The following is an 18,842-nucleotide window of genomic DNA, read 5'->3' as shown; positions in this document are numbered from 1 at the left end:
TTCCAACGTTTTGGTAAAGGAAACAGGTAGTACCAATTCTCTATGGTATAATGCTGCGTCCTGTCCGACTGGAGCCTGTCAATAAGGTTGGTGGGCAATGCCCACCCTACGGTATATCAAGGGTGGAGGCGATCTCAAAAGCCAGGAAATAAATTTCTTCTAACCCAAGCTAAAGCAAGAATCGAGCTTACTGGGTAAGACATTGAACCCGTTTTAACGGGTTTGAGCTTTTAGCCAGAACTTTAGTTCAGGGCTTATAGCTACCCATTAGGATTAGCGATGGGATAATTGATCCTGAGAATCCAGATTAACTGCTATGCCATCTCAAACCCTAAAATACGCTTACTTCCCCGGTTGTGTCGCCCAAGGCGCTTGCCGAGAATTGTACCAATCCACCGCCGCCCTGACTCAAGCCTTGGGCATTGAACTGATTGAACTGAAAAAAGCTTCCTGTTGCGGTTCTGGCACATTTAAGGAAGATTCCCGATTACTGGAAGATACCGTAAATGCCCGTAATATTGCCTTGGCGGAGGAACTTAATCTCCCCCTGTTAACCCATTGCAGCACCTGTCAGGGGGTTATTGGTCATGTTGATGAACGCTTAAAGGAATTTCAACAGACTGATCCGGGCTACATTGATCAAGTTAATGGCTTACTCAAAAAAGAGGGTTGTTCTCCTTATAAAGGGAACAGCGAAGTCAAGCATTTGCTGTGGGCGTTAGTCACCGATTATGGACTAGATGCCTTACAAGAACGGGTTACCCGAAAATTAAGCGGGCTAAAATGTGCCGCGTTCTATGGCTGTTATTTGCTCCGAGGACAAACCACAATCCCTTATGACAACCCGTTTCACCCCGAATCAATGGAAAATGTATTCCGATCCGTTGGCGCAACTCCGGTCTATTATCGTGGACGAACCCAATGTTGTGGTTGGCCCATTGCCAGTTATGCGACCGAGCAATCGTTTCAAATGGCGGGGAAAAATATCCAAGAAGCCATTGACGCTGGGGCAGATTGTATGGTAACACCTTGTCCGCTGTGCCACCTTAATCTTGACTCTCGTCAACCGGAAGTGGAAAAGGTAATTGAGCGCAAGCTGGGATTACCTGTATTACATTTACCGCAATTAGTCGCCTTGGCGCTAGGGATTCCACCCAAGCAGTTGGGGTTGAGTAAGCATATTGTGTCCACACGACCTGTTTTAGAGAAATTGGGCTTATAATCCATTCCCCTACCAGATCCCCGACTTTTTCAAGAAGTCGGGGATCTAATAACCCGCAATGCGATCGCGGTTGAGAATAAGGTGCGTTACACAAGCGCTTTCACACGATGGCGGCGTGGCACACCTAAAATGGTGGATTAGTATTGTAGGGGCGCACGGTGTGCGCCCAATTTCACCGTCAAATCTATTCCACAATTTTAGCTGTGTCAGTCCACTACTGACGTGGCACATCTAATTTGATGGATGAGAACTGTCCCACGCCCCGTGCGCCCGATTTAACCTGAAAATTTATAACCCTATCTAGCGATCGCGTAACACCGTCAGCGCCTCAACTGCTGCACCGCCTCAAGACTAAGCCCCGTCGCTTGACTAATGGCTTCTGATGAATGGGGATGAGGTATGGTAGAAATAAGCACAGGCAAAAGCCATCCCAATCCGGCGTCTAAGACCAAATCCGGGTTGACTACCCCCCTTTATAATCTAGTCCCCGTAGACGGACTTTATGGGAGCATGTCAGTTGGGTTTCGTTTTGTTGGGTTTCGTTCCTCAACCCAACCTACAGCTTTATAATTCAGTCCGCGCAGGCGGACGCAAGGACCAGTGTAGCTGTGACTTCCTCCTCGCCAGGATACTGTATGGATATTTTAATCGTTGAAGACGAAGCGGAAATCGCCAAACTCATCCAACTAACCCTAGAACGGGAAGGATTTACCTGCTACTCCTGTCGCGATGGACTAGCCGCCTTGCAAGCATTCCAAACCCAGCAACCGGATGTGATTATTCTGGACTTAATGCTACCCGGATTGGATGGACTGGAGGTTTGCGCCCGAATTCGCCAAAAACCGGGACCCAAAGACCCCTATATTCTAATGCTGACGGCGAAGGGAGAGGAAATTGACCGCGTAATTGGTCTATCAACGGGTGCTGATGATTACCTAGTCAAACCCTTTAGCCCTACCGAACTGGTGGCGAGAGTCCGGGCGCTATTGCGGCGTAGTTTGCGTCACGGCGGACAGTCCCTCATCTACCGTACCCAACATTTTACCGTAGATGTGGATCAGCATACTGCTAGTCGCCAACTGGATTCTGGGGAACCAGAACCCCTAGATTTAACCACATTAGAATTTAATCTGTTGGCAACCTTTACCAGTCAACCGGGTCGAGTTTGGAATCGTACTCAACTGATTGATAAACTGTGGGGGAATGACTTTTTTGGCGATGAACGGGTGGTTGATACCCATGTCGCCCGGTTGCGGAAAAAAATAGAACCAGACCCCAGTAATCCGACCTTTGTTAAGACCGTTATTGGTGTTGGTTATAAATTTGAAGATAGCCCGTAGGGGTTTGGTCACCAAACCCCTCTTATATAAATTTCTGGTGTTGTTAATTAGGTCAAGCGGGTCGTCCGTCCCTACAGTAATCATGAGTAAAACCGGTTTACACCGCCGCCAATCCTTACCCTTAGTCTCGCGCCTGTTTCTCTCCCACTTGTTGGTGATGATTGTCGGCGTAGGTTCCCTGTTAATTATCAGTAAATTATCTTCACCGCGCTTCTTTATCTTACATCTACAACAATTAGAAGGCAAAGGAGTCATCTTTCGCGTTGCCCGTACCTCCCTATTACAAGGATTTCAAACTGCCTGGAATCGCGGCACGTTTTGGTCGGTTATCGTTGGGACAACAGCGGCTGGGGGACTTAGTTACTGGTTGTCTCGTCGCATTGTAAAACCCCTGACTCAAATCGAAGACATTACTCAACAATTTGCGGCGGGTAAGCTGGATGAACGACTTCCGCCCAGTGAAATTCCTGAAATTAATCAACTCGCCACCAGTTTTAATCAGATGGCGGTGAGTTTAGAAGATGTGGAACAGCGGCGGCGAGATTTAGTCAGTGATTTGACTCATGAACTGCGAACTCCTCTGACGGTACTGCGAGGTTATTTAGAAGAACTTGCCACACAACGGATGGAAGCAACTCCTGCGATGTATCAGCAGTTGGCAAAAGAAACGCGACGGTTGGAACGGTTAATTAACGATTTACAGGAACTCTCGAAAGCCGAAGCCGGTTATTTGCCGATTAAAGTTGAACCTGTGAATGTGCGTCCCCTGCTAGAATCACTGGTGCAAAAGTTTGCGGATCAGGTGTTGGAAGAAGGTCCTGTTTTGCATTTAGATTGTCCAGAAAAATTGCCTCGGGTATTGGCAGATACTGACCGATTGGAACAGGTACTGGTGAATCTTTTAGGTAATGCAATTCGACATACTCCAATGGGTACGATTACGGTTCGGGTATGGGTAAAACGGGATGGACGAAAAGGTATTATTTCTCGGTTGTGGATTGCGGTAACCGATACGGGGATGGGTATTGCCCCAGAGGATATCCCTCATGTGTTTGAACGGTTCTGGCGGGCGGAAAAGTCGCGCAATCCTCACACTGGGGGAACGGGGATAGGGTTAGCGATCTCGAAGCGGTTGGTGGAATTGCAAGGGGGTGAGATTGAGGTAGAAAGTCAACTAGGGGTTGGCAGTACGTTTCGGTTTTATCTGCCCTTAGCATAACTCTTATGTCACGGTAAACAGAGATTCAGTTCCTTCGCTACATTTAAGAGACGTTGCATGCAACGTCTCTACCATAAGATGCGTCCTAACCGCTATGGCGATTGCTATAAAACGGAAAATCGGTTAAGAAATTTCCCACAGGTGATCAAAAAAATACCTGTAGTCTCCGTGTAGGGGCGACCCGCTTGCACTAATTAACAACTCTAGTTCACTTAATTTACTCGGGTCGCCCTCTCCTCAACATCCTGTGTAAGAACGTATTTCTTGACAAATTTATTTCACCATCTAATAATTAAGGTATTCAATAGGTAAACATTTTGAATCATGATCGTTCAGAGTGCGGATTTTTGGGTTCCCATTCAAGTACGGACGAGTCCCAGTTATATTTGATAAATATGCTGAATAAGCCCAGATTTAAACAATGCTTTCAGGTTGAAATAGTCGAACCAGAAACAGTATTTTTGTTATCGGAGCGAGGTTCGATTCAACTCAATCGCCATCTCTATCAACAATTAGTCCCGTTAATCGATGGGCATCACACGGTTGAGGACATTATTGATCAAATTCTCCAGCATCTACCTGGGGAAACGATTTCGTTTCAAGAGATGCTCAATACTAGCGTCATGGCACGACATGCCCTGATGCAGATGGAGAAGAAGGGCTATATTGTTGAAAGTGAGTCTCTATTGCCCGATCATTTAGCCATCTTCTGCGAGATGCTAAATGTCGATGTTCAGCAAGCGTACCAGCAATTAGAAACGATAAAAGTATCAGTAAAACGTTTTGGTTCTCTGTCTACTTCTGAGTTCCTATCGAAGCTGGAATCGCTACAGATTCAAGTGGCAGATCAGGGAGATATTGATGTTGTCTTAACCGATGACTATTTGCAGGTTGATTTAGAGGCATTCAATCAAAATGCTTTACACGCTCAACGCCCCTGGATGCTAGTTAAACCAGTGGGTACGGTGGTTTGGATTGGACCGATTATTGAGCCGGGAAAAACGGGCTGCTGGCACTGTTTAGCGCAACGCTTACGGGATAACAGACCGATAGAACGCTTTATCCAAAACCAGCAGCACCGTTCTACACCGATACCGATTCCTTTAACCTCTTTTCCGGCTAGCGTCCAAACCGCTTTAGGAATGGCTGCAACGGAACTATTTAAATGGATTGTTCAGGGCGAAAATCAACGATTAACAGGGCTTCTGGTTACTCACGATACTTTATCTTTAGACACGCGAAATCATCGTTTAGTTAAGCGCCCGCAATGTCCCCGTTGTGGATTGACGCAGACGTTGAATCGTAAACCGTTACCGATTATTCTGGGACACCGGAAGAAGAGTTTTACTACAGATGGCGGACATCGTTATTGTTCACCGGAAGAAACGCTGAAAACTTATCACCATCACCTGAGTCCGATTACGGGTGTTGTACGAGAACTCACCCGGTTAGAGACAGGGGTAAATCATTTAACTCATACTTATATCGCCAAGCATCATTTCGCCACACTGTTTGATGATCTAAACACCTTACGCCAAAATATTGGGGGTCGCAGTGCGGGAAAAGGTCGCACGGATGCTCAAGCGAAAGCCAGTGGGTTTTGTGAGGCGATTGAGCGCTATTCTGGGGTGTTTCAGGGGGACGAAATTCGGCAAAAAGGGAGTTATCACAGGCTGGTCGATCGCGCAATTCATCCGAATACCTGTATGAATTTTAGCCCCAGTCAATATGAAACTCGTCAGGACTGGAATGACAACTGTTTGGGGTGGTTTCAAAAGGTTCCAGAACCCTTTGATCAGGAACGAGAGCGAGAATGGACGCCAGTTTGGTCGTTAACAGATCAAGGGTTTAAGTATTTGCCTACAGCTTATTGTTATTATGGCTATCCCCAAGTCGAAAAAGCAGATTGTTGGGCAGATTCTAATGGTTGTGCCGCCGGGAATACGCTAGAAGAAGCCATCCTGCAAGGGTTTATGGAGTTGGTGGAACGGGATAGTGTGGCGTTATGGTGGTATAACCGGATTCAACGCCCCAAGGTTGATTTAGAGAGTTTTGATGACCCCTATTTTTATGAGTTAAAAGAGTATTACCAAAGCCTGCATCGGGAACTCTGGGTGCTAGATATTACCAGTGATTTGACTATTCCTGTATTTGCGGCGATTAGTCGGCGGTGCGATCGCGCGGTGGAAGACATCGTTTTGGGGTACGGCGCTCATTTTGACCCGAAAATTGCCATCCAACGGGCGTTGACGGAGGTGAACCAGATTCTCCCTTCGGTGTTAAGGGCAAATCCTGATGGCAGTACATTCTATAATCCTGGGGCTGATCCGATGGCGGTGGACTGGTGGAAAATGGCAACGGTGGCGAATCAACCGTATTTAGTTCCCGATGAGAATATGGCGGCAAAGGTACAGTCAGATTATCCTCAGGTGTGGAGTGATGATCTCAAAGATGATGTGATCCGCTGTCAGCAAATCGTTGAAAATCGGGGGATGGAACTGCTAGTCCTGGATCAGACTCGTCCCGATATCGGACTCAAGGTTGTCAAGGTTGTTGTTCCCGGAATGCGCCACTTTTGGAAACGGCTGGGTTCGGGACGGTTATATCAGGTTCCGGTAGAATTGGGGTGGTTGAAAGCGCCGCGTTCGGAAAATCAACTCAATCCATTCCCAATGTGGATGTAAACACGCCTCAAACCCTGACAAATGAAAAATGACCAATAACGAATAACCCATGCTAAACGGCTATCAAATCATTGATGCAGACTCCCACGTCTACGAACCCAGTTCAATGTGGAAAGACTACCTCGAACCTGCATTTAAACGCTTTGCTCCCTCACCGGAGATGAAAATTCAGGGGGAAGAGATTGTCGAGAAACTCTCGGCTCAGGTGCGATGGGTGGGAAATCAGCAAGTGATGCAGGCTCATCCCCAATCATTATTGAGTGGTTTTGATGCAGAGTCTCATGTTCAAGCCATGGTGCAAATGGGGATTGATGTGGCGTTTATCTATCCCACTTACGGATTGTGGTTATTAGCCATAGATAAGATGGAACCGCCATTGGCTGGGGCATTTACCCGTGCTTATAATAATTGGTTACGAGACTTTTGCAGTTATGACCCCCAACGACTTAGAGGCGTGGGAGCGATTAATCTCCATGATCCCCACGACATGGTGTCAGAATTGCAGCGAATTGCCGCATTTGGCTGGAAGGCGGTCTATTTGCGCCCGAACCCGATTAAAGGGCGGCTGTTAAGTGATCCCGATTATGAGCCGTTTTGGACAATGTGTGAGGATTTGGGGATAGCAGTAGGCATTCATGAAGCCACTCACGGACGCTTACCCACGACTGGATCAGATCGATTTTATACCCGTTTTGCCCTGCACGCCTGTTCTCATCCCATGGAACAGATGATGGCGCTGTTGGCGCTGATTGAAGGAGGGGTGTTAGAACGCCATCCTCAGCTAAGGGTGGGGTTTCTGGAGTCGGGTTGTGGTTGGTTACCCTATTGGTTATGGCGACTGGATCAAGAGTATGAGGAGCTAGGGTGGGAGGTGAAAGAGACGGTGACAATGAAGCCCTCGGAGTATTTCCGTCGCCAGTGCTTTATTGAGATAGAGCCGTCTGAACCGTATCTGGCTGAGATGATCAAGTTTATCGGTTGTCAGTCCTTGATTTTTGGCTCTGACTATCCCCATATTGATCACAAGCCGGATATTGTTGAGAGGGTGGTGGGGCTTGAGACACAATTGGGTGAGGAAACAGTGCGAAAGATGCTCTGGGAGAATCCGGCGCGTTTCTATGGATTGGTTGGTGCAACTGATGGGTAATTGTTAGTGCAAGAAGATACACAAGGAAACGATTTCCAAGGACACGTTAGAATGCAACTGAGTATATAAAACGTAGAGTTTTGGTATAGGTCTTTACAAAGAAGCGGGAATATGACTATAAGTTTGAAGTAATGTATCAAAATATTGAAATATTTGCGGCTATAGTAAATAATGTGTTATCTCAAGCTAATTTTCACTTGGTCTGGAATGATCATGTCAGGTGATTACTCAAATTTATAAGTGTTCCTTGGCACAAATGATTGAATTCCAGTCAAAAATAGGCAATAATAAATAGAATTGGAGGAAATAACGAATGGCAGAATGGACAGCACAACAGTTAAAAGGGTGGCACAATCATAACACAAGCTGTGATCAAAAAGTTCAACAATCAAAAAAGCATATCCAGAACTACGAGTCATTTGTCTATCAGTGGTTAAAGCAATCTAAACTCCTTTCTCAGCTCATTGCTAGCGCCTGGTTAGAGGGAGAGAAAGCGACGAAGATTCGAGAAATATTCACAAGTTTCTCCACAGGACACGACGATTCTGAGTTGAGAGCCTTGTTGACAGGACAAAAGCCAGATTTGTGGAATAAATGCATTTTTGACCCGGATGAAATCCAAATCTATCGCTTTGAAGTCAGTTGGGAGACATTTGATGGCAAGATAATCGATAATCACCAAGCTGTTTTAGACCAAAAGCCTCCTTATTTCACGCTAGTTTTGCCGTTCCCACCACGACCAGCATTGAGTGAATTCACCGTAACTCTTGATCAGATCCAAAGTTGGGTGAACGCCCCCATAAAAGAGGATGGAAATGGTTTAATTCAAAACCCCTTTCCCCCCTATCCCTATATACCGACAACAAGTTCATAATTTAATCGGCATTGTCTTTTCGTCCAAATTGCATTTGCATTGCAACTTTTAAGGTTCAGGGTTCATTCTATATCAGGTAGAGATGAACCCTGTTGTTTTTTATTATGGATTGTTACTGATTGAGGAAAATTAAACAATGACTTCTGTTGCTAACTATCAGATTATCACCAAAATCCACGAAAGCCTTCGTTCCTTAGTCTATCAGGCTATTTTTCGACACAATCATCAACCTATTATTCTCAAAATTCTAAAAAACGACTATCCTACTCTGACCGAAATTACCAACTATAAGCATGAATATGAAATTACTCAAGCCTTAAATGTAGAGAGTGTGATTAAGGCGTATGACCTGCAAAGATATCAGAATAGCTTGGTCATTTTATTTGAAGACTTTGGCGGGAAATCTTTAAATGTATTAAAAGGGCAATTTAAGCTAGAAGAATTACTGACGATTTTTATAAAAATTACGGATGGCTTGGGTGCTATTCATACTGCCAATATTATTCATAAGGACATTAACCCGTCGAATATTGTCTATAACCCCAAAACTGGACAACTGAAACTAATCGATTTGGGGATTTCGTCCCTTTTATCACGGGAAAATCCAACCATTCGGAATCCCGATCACCTAGAAGGAACGTTAGCCTATATTTCCCCAGAGCAAACAGGTAGAATGAATCGAGTGATTGATTATCGAACTGATTTTTATTCTCTGGGGGTTACATTCTATGAACTTCTCACTCTCCAACTTCCTTTTGAAACCACTGATGCAATGGAGTTGGTGCATTGTCATATTGCCAAACAACCGATTCCACCTCATCTCTTGAGAGAGAAATCAAAAGATAATTTAGAGACGTGCCATAACACTTATGTGCCGAAGCCAATTTCAGATATTGTCATGAAACTCATGGCAAAAACAGCAGAAGACCGCTATCAAAGTGCTTGGGGACTCAAAGCCGATTTAGAAACTTGCTTGCATCAATTACGAACTAGGGGTCATATTTGTGAATTTTCTCTAGGTCAGCAAGATGTTTCAGATAAGTTTCAAATTCCGCAAAAACTTTATGGAAGAGAGGAAGAGGTTGCCCAACTTTTAGATGCCTTTGAGCGCGTGAGTCAAGGCGCGAAGGAAATCATGCTGGTGGCGGGTTATTCCGGTATTGGCAAGTCAGTTTTAGTTAATGAAGTTCATAAGCCGATTGTCCGACAGCGAGGCTATTTTATTTCTGGTAAATTTGATCAATTTAAACGCAATATTCCTTATGCTTCCCTAACTCAAGCTTTTCAGGAATTGATTCAACAGCTTTTGACCGAACCTGAAGCACAACTGCAAACTTGGAAACAGAAGCTGTTAGCTGCTCTTGGGAGTAATGGTCAAATTATTATTGATGTTATTCCTGAAGTAGAGCGGATTATTGGCGTACAGCCTCCAGTCCCCCAGTTGGGTTCAGTGGAGTCTCAAAATCGATTTAACTTAGTATTTCAAAAATTTATTCGGGTTTTTACCACCCAGGAACATCCCCTAGTTATCTTCCTGGATGATCTTCAGTGGGCGGATACGGCTTCATTAAAGTTGATTAGGTTACTAATGAACGATAGCGATAGCCATTATCTGTTAATGATAGGAGCTTATCGAGATAATGAGGTTAATGCAACTCATCCTTTAATTCAAACCCTAGAACAGATACAGAACAATGGGGATCAGGTGAGTACGATTAATCTTCAGCCCTTGGATATTAACCACGTCAATCAATTAGTTTCTGATACGCTCAACTGTTCAAGAGAAGATTCAACGCTATTAGCTGACTTGCTGTTCAACAAAACGAACGGAAATCCTTTCTTCCTAACTCAATTACTCCAGTCTCTATACACAGAAAAGTTATTGTCATTTAACGTCAATGTGAGCCGTTGGCAGTGGAATATTGAGCAAATTAGATCAGTCGGAATAACGGACAATGTAGTTGAATTAATGGTTGGTAAGCTAGAAAAATTAGATAGTCGGACGCAAACTATATTAAAGTTAGCTGCTTGTATGGGAAACCGATTTAATTTGGACGTTCTCTCGGTTGTCAATGCCACATCTTTATCAGAAACAGCCGCTCAGCTATGGTCAGCCCTGGAAGCCGGATTGATTTTACCTCTGAGTGGCGATTACAAAACTCCCCTGCTTTGGCATCCAGAGGTGGAATCAAAGATTAACTCAGATATATGGCAATCTTTTATTCAAAATGAGTCATACGCGATCAGGTACAAATTTCTACATGACCGAGTGCAGCAAGCTGCTTATGCTTTAATTCCCGGAGAGATAAAGAAGGAAATTCACCTAAAAGTCGGTCACTTGCTGTGGAAGAATACAAAGTTAGATGAACTGGAAGAAACTATTTTTGATATTGTTAATCAGTTAAATATCGGTGCTGAGTTAATTAGTGAACAAAGGTCAAAATATGAATTAGCTCAATTGAATTTAAGAGCTGGCAAAAAAGCAAAATTGGCAACAGCTTATGAAGTAGCTGTTAAGTATTTAACCAGGGCGCTTGAATTATTGGCGATAGATAGCTGGCAACAGCAATATGACTTGACCCTATCTATCCATGTAGAACTGGTCGAATCTTACTATTTAAGCGCTAACTTTGAAGAAGCCGAAAGACTTTTTGCTGTCGTCCTCCAACAGGCTACAACCCTCCTTGATAAAATTAAGGTGTATGAGTTGAAGATTCAATCCGATCGATCGAAACTTGAGCTACAGTCAGCGATAGAAACGGCATTGTCTGTTCTGGAGATGCTGGGAATTAACCTTCCTCACACACCAAGTGAACGTAGGATTGAACAAGAACAAAAATCTATAGAATTATTTTTAAGCGATAAATCAATTCAAGATTTGATAAATTTGCCAGAAATGACCGCTCCCTATCAACTCTCAGCTGTAAGAATATTACTCAATATTGCCTCTCCTACTTATATTACTAATCCTAAACTGTTTATTTTAGTTGTATTAAGTCTAATCAATCTCTGTCTCCAACATGGAAATTCAGGTCTATCCGCTGGAGGTTATGTACTTTATGGTGTATATTTATGCGGAGCTGTCGAAGACATTGAGTCTGGATATCAATTTGGTCAATTGTCTTTGAAATTGTTAAATAAGTTTGATGCTCGTCAATTAAAAGCTCTTGTGTGTCATAACTTTAATTCGATGATTAGACATTGGAAAGATGACGTAAAAAACACAATAGAGCCGTTGCGTGAAGGATTCAATGACGGAATTGAAAATGGAGACTTAGAATATGGCTGTTATGCTTCTATAAACTATTGCGTTCATCTATTTTTTGCTGGATATAACTTGGAATTCACAAATAAAGAATCGGCTATTTATGCTGAGACAGCCATAAAATCAAAACAATACTACTCTGCCTATTATATAAATATATGTAGACAAATGATATTGAATTTGATAAATAAATCCGCTAATCCACTTATAGTATCAGGTGATGCATTTAATCAAAAAGAAACATTGCCTGTTTTAATTCAAACTAAAAACGATTGTACATTATTCTTTTTTTATTTTGCTCAATCCTTGGTTTGCTACTTATTTAAAGATTATGGTCAAGCTTTTTCTAATTACAGTCTAGGGGAAAAGTATGAAAAATCAGCGTCGGCATTTATGTTTGTGAGTCAGCAAAACTTTTATAGTTCTCTCTCGCTGATGGCTCTGTATCCTCAAGCAACAAAACAGGAGAAATCTAACTTATCGAAAAAAGTAGCATCAAATCAGAAACGGATGAAAAAATGGGCGCACTACGCGCCAACCAATTATCAAAATAAATATGAACTCGTTGAAGCTGAACGAGCGCGAGTTTTGGGTAAACAAACCCCAGCGATGGAACGTTACGATCGCGCGATTCGTGGTGCTAGGGAACAAGGGTTTATCCACGAAGAAGCCATTGCTTATGAACGTGCGGCGGAGTTCTATTTCTCCCTAAGTAGAGACGAGATCGGTCAACTCTACCTAAAAAACGCCCACCATTGCTACACGCGCTGGGGGGCTAAGGCTAAAGTCAAAGCCTTGGAAGCTGAATATCCGCAAATTTTAGTCGGTTCAACCCGCCGAAGTGATGGTAAAGGGATTAGCACCCGAATTTCTACATCGGGGGGTGATGCTCAAGCCTTGGATTTATCAACAGTGATGAAAGCCTCGCAAACCCTTACCAGTGAAATTGTGCTGGATAAGTTACTGGCTAAACTGATGAACATTGCTATAGAAAATGCAGGCGCACAAAAAGGCTTTCTGATTTTACAATCCCAAATTGAGCCAGAGACTGAGCCGGGGAAATGGGTAATTGAAGCTGAAGGTGTAGTGGATTCAGAAGCCGTTAATATTTTGCGATCGCGTCCTGTAGATGCTGTTGATCCTGACACCCAATTGCCCCTGCTGTCAACCGCCATCATCAACTACGTCATCCATACCCAGGAGAATATTGTCCTCAATGACGCCACCCATGAAGGACAATTTACCCGCGATTCCTATATTGTCGCCACTCACCCCAAATCCATCCTCTGCACCCCCCTCCTTAATCAAGGTAAACTGACAGGTATTCTTTACTTAGAAAATAACCTTACCACCGACGCCTTTACACCCGAACGAGTCGAAACCTTAAAAATTCTGTCCGCACAAGCCGCTATCTCCATCGAAAACTCCCGCCTCTATCAACAACTCGAAGCCTATAGCCGCAATCTAGAAATTAAAGTCGATGAAAGAACCGAGGAACTCCAAGAGAAAAATCAGGAACTCTCCGCCACGCTGAAAAAACTCAAAGCCACCCAAGATAAAATTATCGCCCAAGAAAAACTCGCCTCCCTCGGTGCATTAACCGCTGGGATTGCCCATGAAATTAAAAATCCCTTAAACTTTGTCAATAACTTCGCCGAACTATCAGCTGAGTTAACCGAAGAACTTTTAGAAGAACTCGATAGTCAAAAAGAACGATTAGATCCCGAAAGCACCGAATACATCGAAGAAATTCTCAGCGACTTAGAACAAAACGTAAAAAAAATCAACGAACATGGCAAACGCGCCGACAATATCGTTCGCGGTATGCTGATGCATTCACGGGGTCAAGGGAACGAACGACAACTCATCGATATCAACTCACTGCTGGCAGAATATGTTAATTTAGCATATCACGGGATGCGTGCCAAAGATTCCTCATTCAACATTACCGTTGAAACCCACTATGACCCCAGCATTGGTCAGATTAATATTGTGCCGCAGAACATGAGTCGAGTGTTTCTTAATGTCATCAATAATGCCTGTTATGCTGCCCATGAAAAGAAAAAAACCGTTGGCGCAGGATTTACCCCCACACTCTCAGTTAAAACCAAAAATCTAGGAGAGCAAATCGAAATCCGTATCCGAGATAACGGTAATGGCATCCCCACTGAAATCCGAGATAAAATATTCAATCCTTTTTTTACAACCAAACCAACCGGTCAAGGAACGGGTTTGGGTTTATCCATGAGTCACGATATCATTGTGGGAGAGCATCAAGGGGAGATTAAAGTGGAAACCGAAGTTGGCGAGTATAGCGAATTTACGCTAATTTTACCCCGATAATTGTAGAGACGCGCCATGGCGCGTCTCTACTCAACCCCCTGTGTCAGAATGTGTTTCTTTAGAGGAATTAATCATGAAAGTCATGGTTGTAGATGATGAAGAAGATATCCTATTTTTATTCCGCCAACGATTTAGAAGAGAAATTAAAAAAGGTCAAATTGAGTTTCAATTTGCTTTTTCAGCACAGGAAGCCCTCGACTATCTAGAAAGTCAAGATAAAAACTGCATTATTTTGATTCTTTCCGATATTAACATGCCCGGAATGAATGGCTTAGAATTACTCAAGATAATCAAAACCCAATTTCCTCACTTAAAAGTTTTTATGATTACAGCTTACGGCGATGACGAAAACTATCGCCTTTCCCTAGAATACGGAGCCGATGATTATATTCATAAGCCCGTTGAATTTGACAAACTTAAAGAAAAAATATTTAATATATCCACAAATTAGCAGACTGAACACTAATGCCAGCCAAAATCCTGGTTGTCGATGATGAACCCGACTTAGAACCCCTGATTCGCCAAAAATTCAGAAAAAAGATTCGGCAAAAAGAACTCCAGTTTATTTTTGCCTGTAATGGTGTGGACGCTCTCGAAAAGCTTTCATCTGACTCCGATATTGATATGGTTTTAACCGATATTAACATGCCCCAAATGGATGGACTAGCTTTGCTGATGAAACTGGCAGCAGACTATCCTGTGATTAAAGCTGTGATTCTGTCCGCCTATGGGGATATGGACAATATTAGAGCGGCGATGAACTTGGGGGCGTTTGACTTTCTTACCAAACCGATCAATTTTCAAGACTTAGAAATTACCACCTACAAAACTCTGCAACATGTCCAGCAGATCAAACAGGCGTTAGCCCAAGAAAATTATCTCAAACGTTTAGAAGCAGAAAACCTTCGCCTCAGTACTGAACTCGATATTACCCGACGACTGCAACAAATGCTTTTACCAACGGAGACAGAACTGCGTCAAATTCAGGGGCTGGATATTGCTGGGTATATGCAACCTGCTGATGAGGTAGGGGGAGACTACTACGACGTACTTGAACACAATGGCACAGTAAAAATTGGGATTGGGGATATCACCGGTCATGGGTTAGAAAGCGGTGTCCTTATGCTGATGGTACAAACCGCTGTGCGGACACTGCTAATCAATAACGAGACAAATGCGGTTAACTTCTTGAGTACCCTTAACCAAACGATTTACCAGAACCTGCAACGGATGGGCTGCGACAAGAACTTAAGCCTTGCCTTAATCGACTATCACCAAGGTGTTCTGACGGTGAGTGGACAACATGAACAAATGATTGTGCTACGCTCCAATGGTACTATTGAGCGAATTGATACGATTGATTTAGGCTTCCCGATTGGTTTGGCGGAGACGATTGCTGAGTTTGTGGCTGAAGCGACAGTACAGTTGTATCCAGGAGATGGAGTTGTCCTCTACACCGATGGGATTACTGAGGCTGAAGATATCAATGGGGTGCAATATGGTCTGGAAAGGCTTTGTGAAGTTTTAAGAACAAACTGGCACAGTTCAGTGTGTGAGATTAGACAAGCGGTTATTGACCAAGTGTGGCAGCATATTGGAGAGCAGAAAGTCCATGATGATATTACCTTACTTATCCTTAAGCAGCAGTGATTGGTTATTGGTCATTTGTCCTTTGTCCTTTGTCTTTAAAATTATTGTACTCCGTTGGGGGCGGGCGCGAGTGACATCAGGGTGAAAACCTTCCCGTTAATGGTAAAACCCGCCCCCCAGACGTAACATGCTACGTCTCTACAGTCCATCCTTATCAGGCAAAAACAATGCCAGCGAAAATACTGGTTGTCGATGATGAACCTGATTTAGAACTCCTAATCCGCCAGAAATTTAGAAAAAAGATCCGGCGTAAGGAACTCCAGTTTATTTTTGCCCGTAACGGTTTGGACGCCTTAGAAAAGCTGCAAACCCAGCCGGATATTGATATGGTTTTAACCGATATTAATATGCCCCAAATGGATGGGTTAAGTTTACTCACGCGCCTCGCCCAAAACTATCCCACCACCAAAGCCGTTATTCTTTCTGCTTATGGGGATATGGAAAATATCCGCAAAGCGATGAATCTGGGGGCGTTTGACTTCCTGACTAAACCCATTGATTTCCAAGATTTAGAAATTACCACCAATAAAACCCTCCAGCATGTGCAACAGATCAAAGCCGCGCAACAGCAGGAGCGTTTGGCACAACGGGCGCAAGCTGACTTATTAGAAAATCTACGCCAAGAAGTGATTGAGCGCCAGCGAGTCCAAGATGCGATGCGTGCGAGTGAGAGACAGTTGGCGCAATTTTTGGAAGCTGTACCTGTGGGTTTATTTGTCATTGATGCCAATGGTCAACCCTACTATGCTAACCAGACAGGACAGCAATTACTGGGAAAAGGAGTGGTATCCAAACACCCATCCGAACAACTCGCTGAAATTTATCACGTCTATCTGGCGGGAACAGAACAAGTCTATCCCAGTCATCATGATCCAATTTTACGGGCGCTTATGGGTGAACAAGCGACGGTTGATGACATGGAAATCCGTCAGGGCGATAGGATTATCCCTTTGGAGGTTTGGGCAACTCCCATTTTTGATCACCAGGGTAATGTTATCTATGCTATTGCCGCTTTTCAAGATATCAGTCCCCACAAGCAAGCCGAAGCCGAACGGCTTCAGTTTACCCAAACCTTGGAACAAAAGCATGCGGCGTTGCAGCGCCTAGATCAACTCAAAGATGAGTTTTTAGCCAATACCTCCCATGAACTGCGTACCCCTCTCAATGGCATTATTGGTATTGCTGAATCCCTCATCGACGGGGCGGCAGGTCCTTTGTCTCAGGTGCAAATGGCGAATCTGGCAATGGTTGTTTCCAGTGGTAAGCGCCTCCAAAGTCTGATTAATGATATTTTGGATTTTGCCAAACTGAAAAACCACGATATCGAATTGCACCGCAAGTCTGTGGACTTTCGCCAAATCACCGAAGTGGTGCTTACCCTGTCTCGCCCCCTGATTAGGGGCAAATCTCTAGAGTTGAAAAATGAGATACCTGAAGATTTCCCCGGAATCGATGGAGACGAGAATCGGTTGCAACAAATTATGTATAATCTGGTGGGAAATGCGATTAAGTTTACCGAATCGGGTTCCGTTACAGTGTCAGCAACCCAGAAGCAGGATAGGGCAGAAGTGACGGTGGCTGATACAGGGATTGGTATTGCCCCGGATAAGTTCGAGGATATCTTTAAATCCTTTGAGCAACTTGACGCCTCTGTATCCCGTCCATACAGGGGTACAGGATTGGGATTAAGTATTACCAAACAACTCATTGAACTCCACGGCGGAACCATTCGCGTTGAATCAGAATTGGGTCAAGGTTCGCGATTTATTTTCACGCTTCCCATCAGTTCCCAACCGATTAAACCCTCATCAGAATACAGTACAGAAATCACCAAAGTGCGGGACTATAGCACCTTATTCCCCAGCGAACCTTTACCACGGGTTTCTAAAACTGGCGAATTCACGATTTTAGTTGTAGACGACGAACCGATTAATTTGCAGGTTGTTACCAATCACCTATCTGTCCACAATTATGCCATTGTTCAAGCGACCAATGGTATAGAGGCTTTAGCAAAAATTGAGCGGGGGTTTAAGCCGGATTTGGTGATTCTAGATATTATGATGCCCAGGATGTCGGGCTACGAAGTTTGCCAAAAAATCCGCCAACGCTTTCCTGCTAATGAAATGCCAATTATTATGTTGACAGCGAAGGAGCAAGTCTCGGATTTGGTGGAAGGCTTGAGTGTGGGGGCGAATGATTATTTAACTAAACCAATTTCTAAACATGAACTGATTGCCCGGATTAAAACCCATCTTTATCTGTCGAAAATTAATAGTGCTTACGGGCGCTTTGTCCCTCACGAATTCCTGCGTTTTTTGGGGTATGAAAGTATTGTGGATGTGCGGTTGGGGGATCAGGTTCAGCAGGAGATGTCAATTCTATTTGCGGATATTCGTAACTTTACCACGCTCTCGGAGAGTATGTCTCCTCAAGAGAACTTTAATTTTCTCAATTCTTATTTGAAACAAGTCGGACCGATTATCCGTAAACATCAGGGTTTTATTGATAAATACATTGGTGACGCAATCATGGCGCTGTTTCCCGCAACCGCCGATGATGGCTTACAAGCGGCGATTGAAATCCAGCAACAAGTGACACGCTATAATCGCGATCGCGAAAAGGCGGGTTATCCGGCGATTACCATTGGTATTGGCTTACATACGGGTAGTTTGATGCTGGGGACGATTGGAGAACAGCAACGGATGGAAAGTACGGTGATTTCCGATACGGTTAACTTAGCGTCACGTCTAGAAGATTTGACTAAAGTCTATGGGGCATCGATTTTAATTAGTGGTTATACTTTATTTTGTCTAGAAGATCAAAATCAATATCACTATCGATTTATCGGTCAAGTGCAAGTTAAAGGCAAAAAGCATTTGGTTCCGGTCTTTGAAGTTTTTGATTCGGAACCTGATTTTGTCATTAAATTAAAAGAAAAAACAAAAACTAAATTTGAAGAAGGAATTGTTAGGTTTTATCAAAACAAAATTGATTTAGCCGTGGCAAATTTCCAAGATATTCTAGCAATTAATCACCACGATAGAGCCGCACTTAATTACCTTAAACTCTGTGAAATGACGAGACCAAAATAGCGTCAT

The 18,842-nt window shown here is 43.6% G+C and carries 10 protein-coding genes; all 10 read left to right on the top strand.

What is annotated here, in order from left to right; genetic code table 11:
* Positions 1-316 precede the first annotated feature (316 nt).
* The 10 genes from RIM23_RS24805 (at position 317) to RIM23_RS24760 (ending at position 18,836) form a co-directional block, all read left to right on the top strand.
* A complete protein-coding gene (locus tag RIM23_RS24805; RefSeq protein ID WP_446370277.1) occupies positions 317-1,222 on the top strand; it encodes a CoB--CoM heterodisulfide reductase iron-sulfur subunit B family protein in 906 nt (301 codons plus the stop codon).
* A gap of 635 nt (positions 1,223-1,857) precedes the next feature.
* On the top strand, positions 1,858-2,562 hold the full coding sequence (locus tag RIM23_RS24800; protein WP_446370521.1) for a response regulator: 705 nt from the start codon (positions 1,858-1,860) through the stop codon (positions 2,560-2,562).
* An 82-nt stretch (positions 2,563-2,644) separates the two neighbouring features.
* Positions 2,645-3,781 (top strand): sensor histidine kinase, encoded by a 1,137-nt coding sequence (locus RIM23_RS24795; protein ID WP_446370275.1) that lies wholly within the window; start codon positions 2,645-2,647, stop codon positions 3,779-3,781.
* 395 nt (positions 3,782-4,176) lie between these two features.
* Complete coding sequence (locus RIM23_RS24790; RefSeq protein WP_446370273.1) at positions 4,177-6,465, top strand: TOMM precursor leader peptide-binding protein; 2,289 nt, start codon at positions 4,177-4,179, stop codon at positions 6,463-6,465.
* Between the two features lie 49 nt (positions 6,466-6,514).
* Positions 6,515-7,612 carry an amidohydrolase family protein gene (locus RIM23_RS24785; protein ID WP_446370271.1) on the top strand — a complete coding sequence of 366 codons (1,098 nt, stop codon included), beginning with the start codon at positions 6,515-6,517 and terminating at the stop codon, positions 7,610-7,612.
* 313 nt (positions 7,613-7,925) lie between these two features.
* On the top strand, positions 7,926-8,486 hold the full coding sequence (locus RIM23_RS24780; protein ID WP_446370269.1) for a hypothetical protein: 561 nt from the start codon (positions 7,926-7,928) through the stop codon (positions 8,484-8,486).
* Between the two features lie 136 nt (positions 8,487-8,622).
* Complete coding sequence (locus RIM23_RS24775; protein ID WP_446370267.1) at positions 8,623-14,094, top strand: trifunctional serine/threonine-protein kinase/ATP-binding protein/sensor histidine kinase; 5,472 nt, start codon at positions 8,623-8,625, stop codon at positions 14,092-14,094.
* Between the two features lie 73 nt (positions 14,095-14,167).
* Entirely contained in the window at positions 14,168-14,545 is a 378-nt protein-coding gene (locus RIM23_RS24770; RefSeq protein WP_446370265.1) for a response regulator, read from the top strand.
* 14 nt (positions 14,546-14,559) lie between these two features.
* Positions 14,560-15,744 carry a SpoIIE family protein phosphatase gene (locus tag RIM23_RS24765; RefSeq protein ID WP_446370263.1) on the top strand — a complete coding sequence of 395 codons (1,185 nt, stop codon included), beginning with the start codon at positions 14,560-14,562 and terminating at the stop codon, positions 15,742-15,744.
* 167 nt (positions 15,745-15,911) lie between these two features.
* Entirely contained in the window at positions 15,912-18,836 is a 2,925-nt protein-coding gene (locus RIM23_RS24760; RefSeq protein ID WP_446370261.1) for a response regulator, read from the top strand.
* Positions 18,837-18,842 lie beyond the last annotated feature (6 nt).

This window comes from Coleofasciculus sp. G3-WIS-01 (assembly GCF_040223135.1).
Lineage (GTDB): Bacteria > Cyanobacteriota > Cyanobacteriia > Cyanobacteriales > Coleofasciculaceae > Coleofasciculus.
The sequence above is the reverse complement of the archived record's forward strand: the minus strand, read 5'-3'. Positions and strand labels throughout refer to the sequence as shown.

Excerpts from the sequence above, each read along its gene's own strand:
- RIM23_RS24805 (WP_446370277.1), top strand. The coding sequence starts at position 317 with ATGCCATCTCAAACCCTAAAATACGCTTACTTCCCCGGTTGTGTCGCC.
- RIM23_RS24800 (WP_446370521.1), top strand. The coding sequence starts at position 1,858 with ATGGATATTTTAATCGTTGAAGACGAAGCGGAAATCGCCAAACTCATC.
- RIM23_RS24795 (WP_446370275.1), top strand. The coding sequence starts at position 2,645 with ATGAGTAAAACCGGTTTACACCGCCGCCAATCCTTACCCTTAGTCTCG.
- RIM23_RS24790 (WP_446370273.1), top strand. The coding sequence starts at position 4,177 with ATGCTGAATAAGCCCAGATTTAAACAATGCTTTCAGGTTGAAATAGTC.
- RIM23_RS24785 (WP_446370271.1), top strand. The coding sequence starts at position 6,515 with ATGCTAAACGGCTATCAAATCATTGATGCAGACTCCCACGTCTACGAA.
- RIM23_RS24780 (WP_446370269.1), top strand. The coding sequence starts at position 7,926 with ATGGCAGAATGGACAGCACAACAGTTAAAAGGGTGGCACAATCATAAC.
- RIM23_RS24775 (WP_446370267.1), top strand. The coding sequence starts at position 8,623 with ATGACTTCTGTTGCTAACTATCAGATTATCACCAAAATCCACGAAAGC.
- RIM23_RS24770 (WP_446370265.1), top strand. The coding sequence starts at position 14,168 with ATGAAAGTCATGGTTGTAGATGATGAAGAAGATATCCTATTTTTATTC.
- RIM23_RS24765 (WP_446370263.1), top strand. The coding sequence starts at position 14,560 with ATGCCAGCCAAAATCCTGGTTGTCGATGATGAACCCGACTTAGAACCC.
- RIM23_RS24760 (WP_446370261.1), top strand. The coding sequence starts at position 15,912 with ATGCCAGCGAAAATACTGGTTGTCGATGATGAACCTGATTTAGAACTC.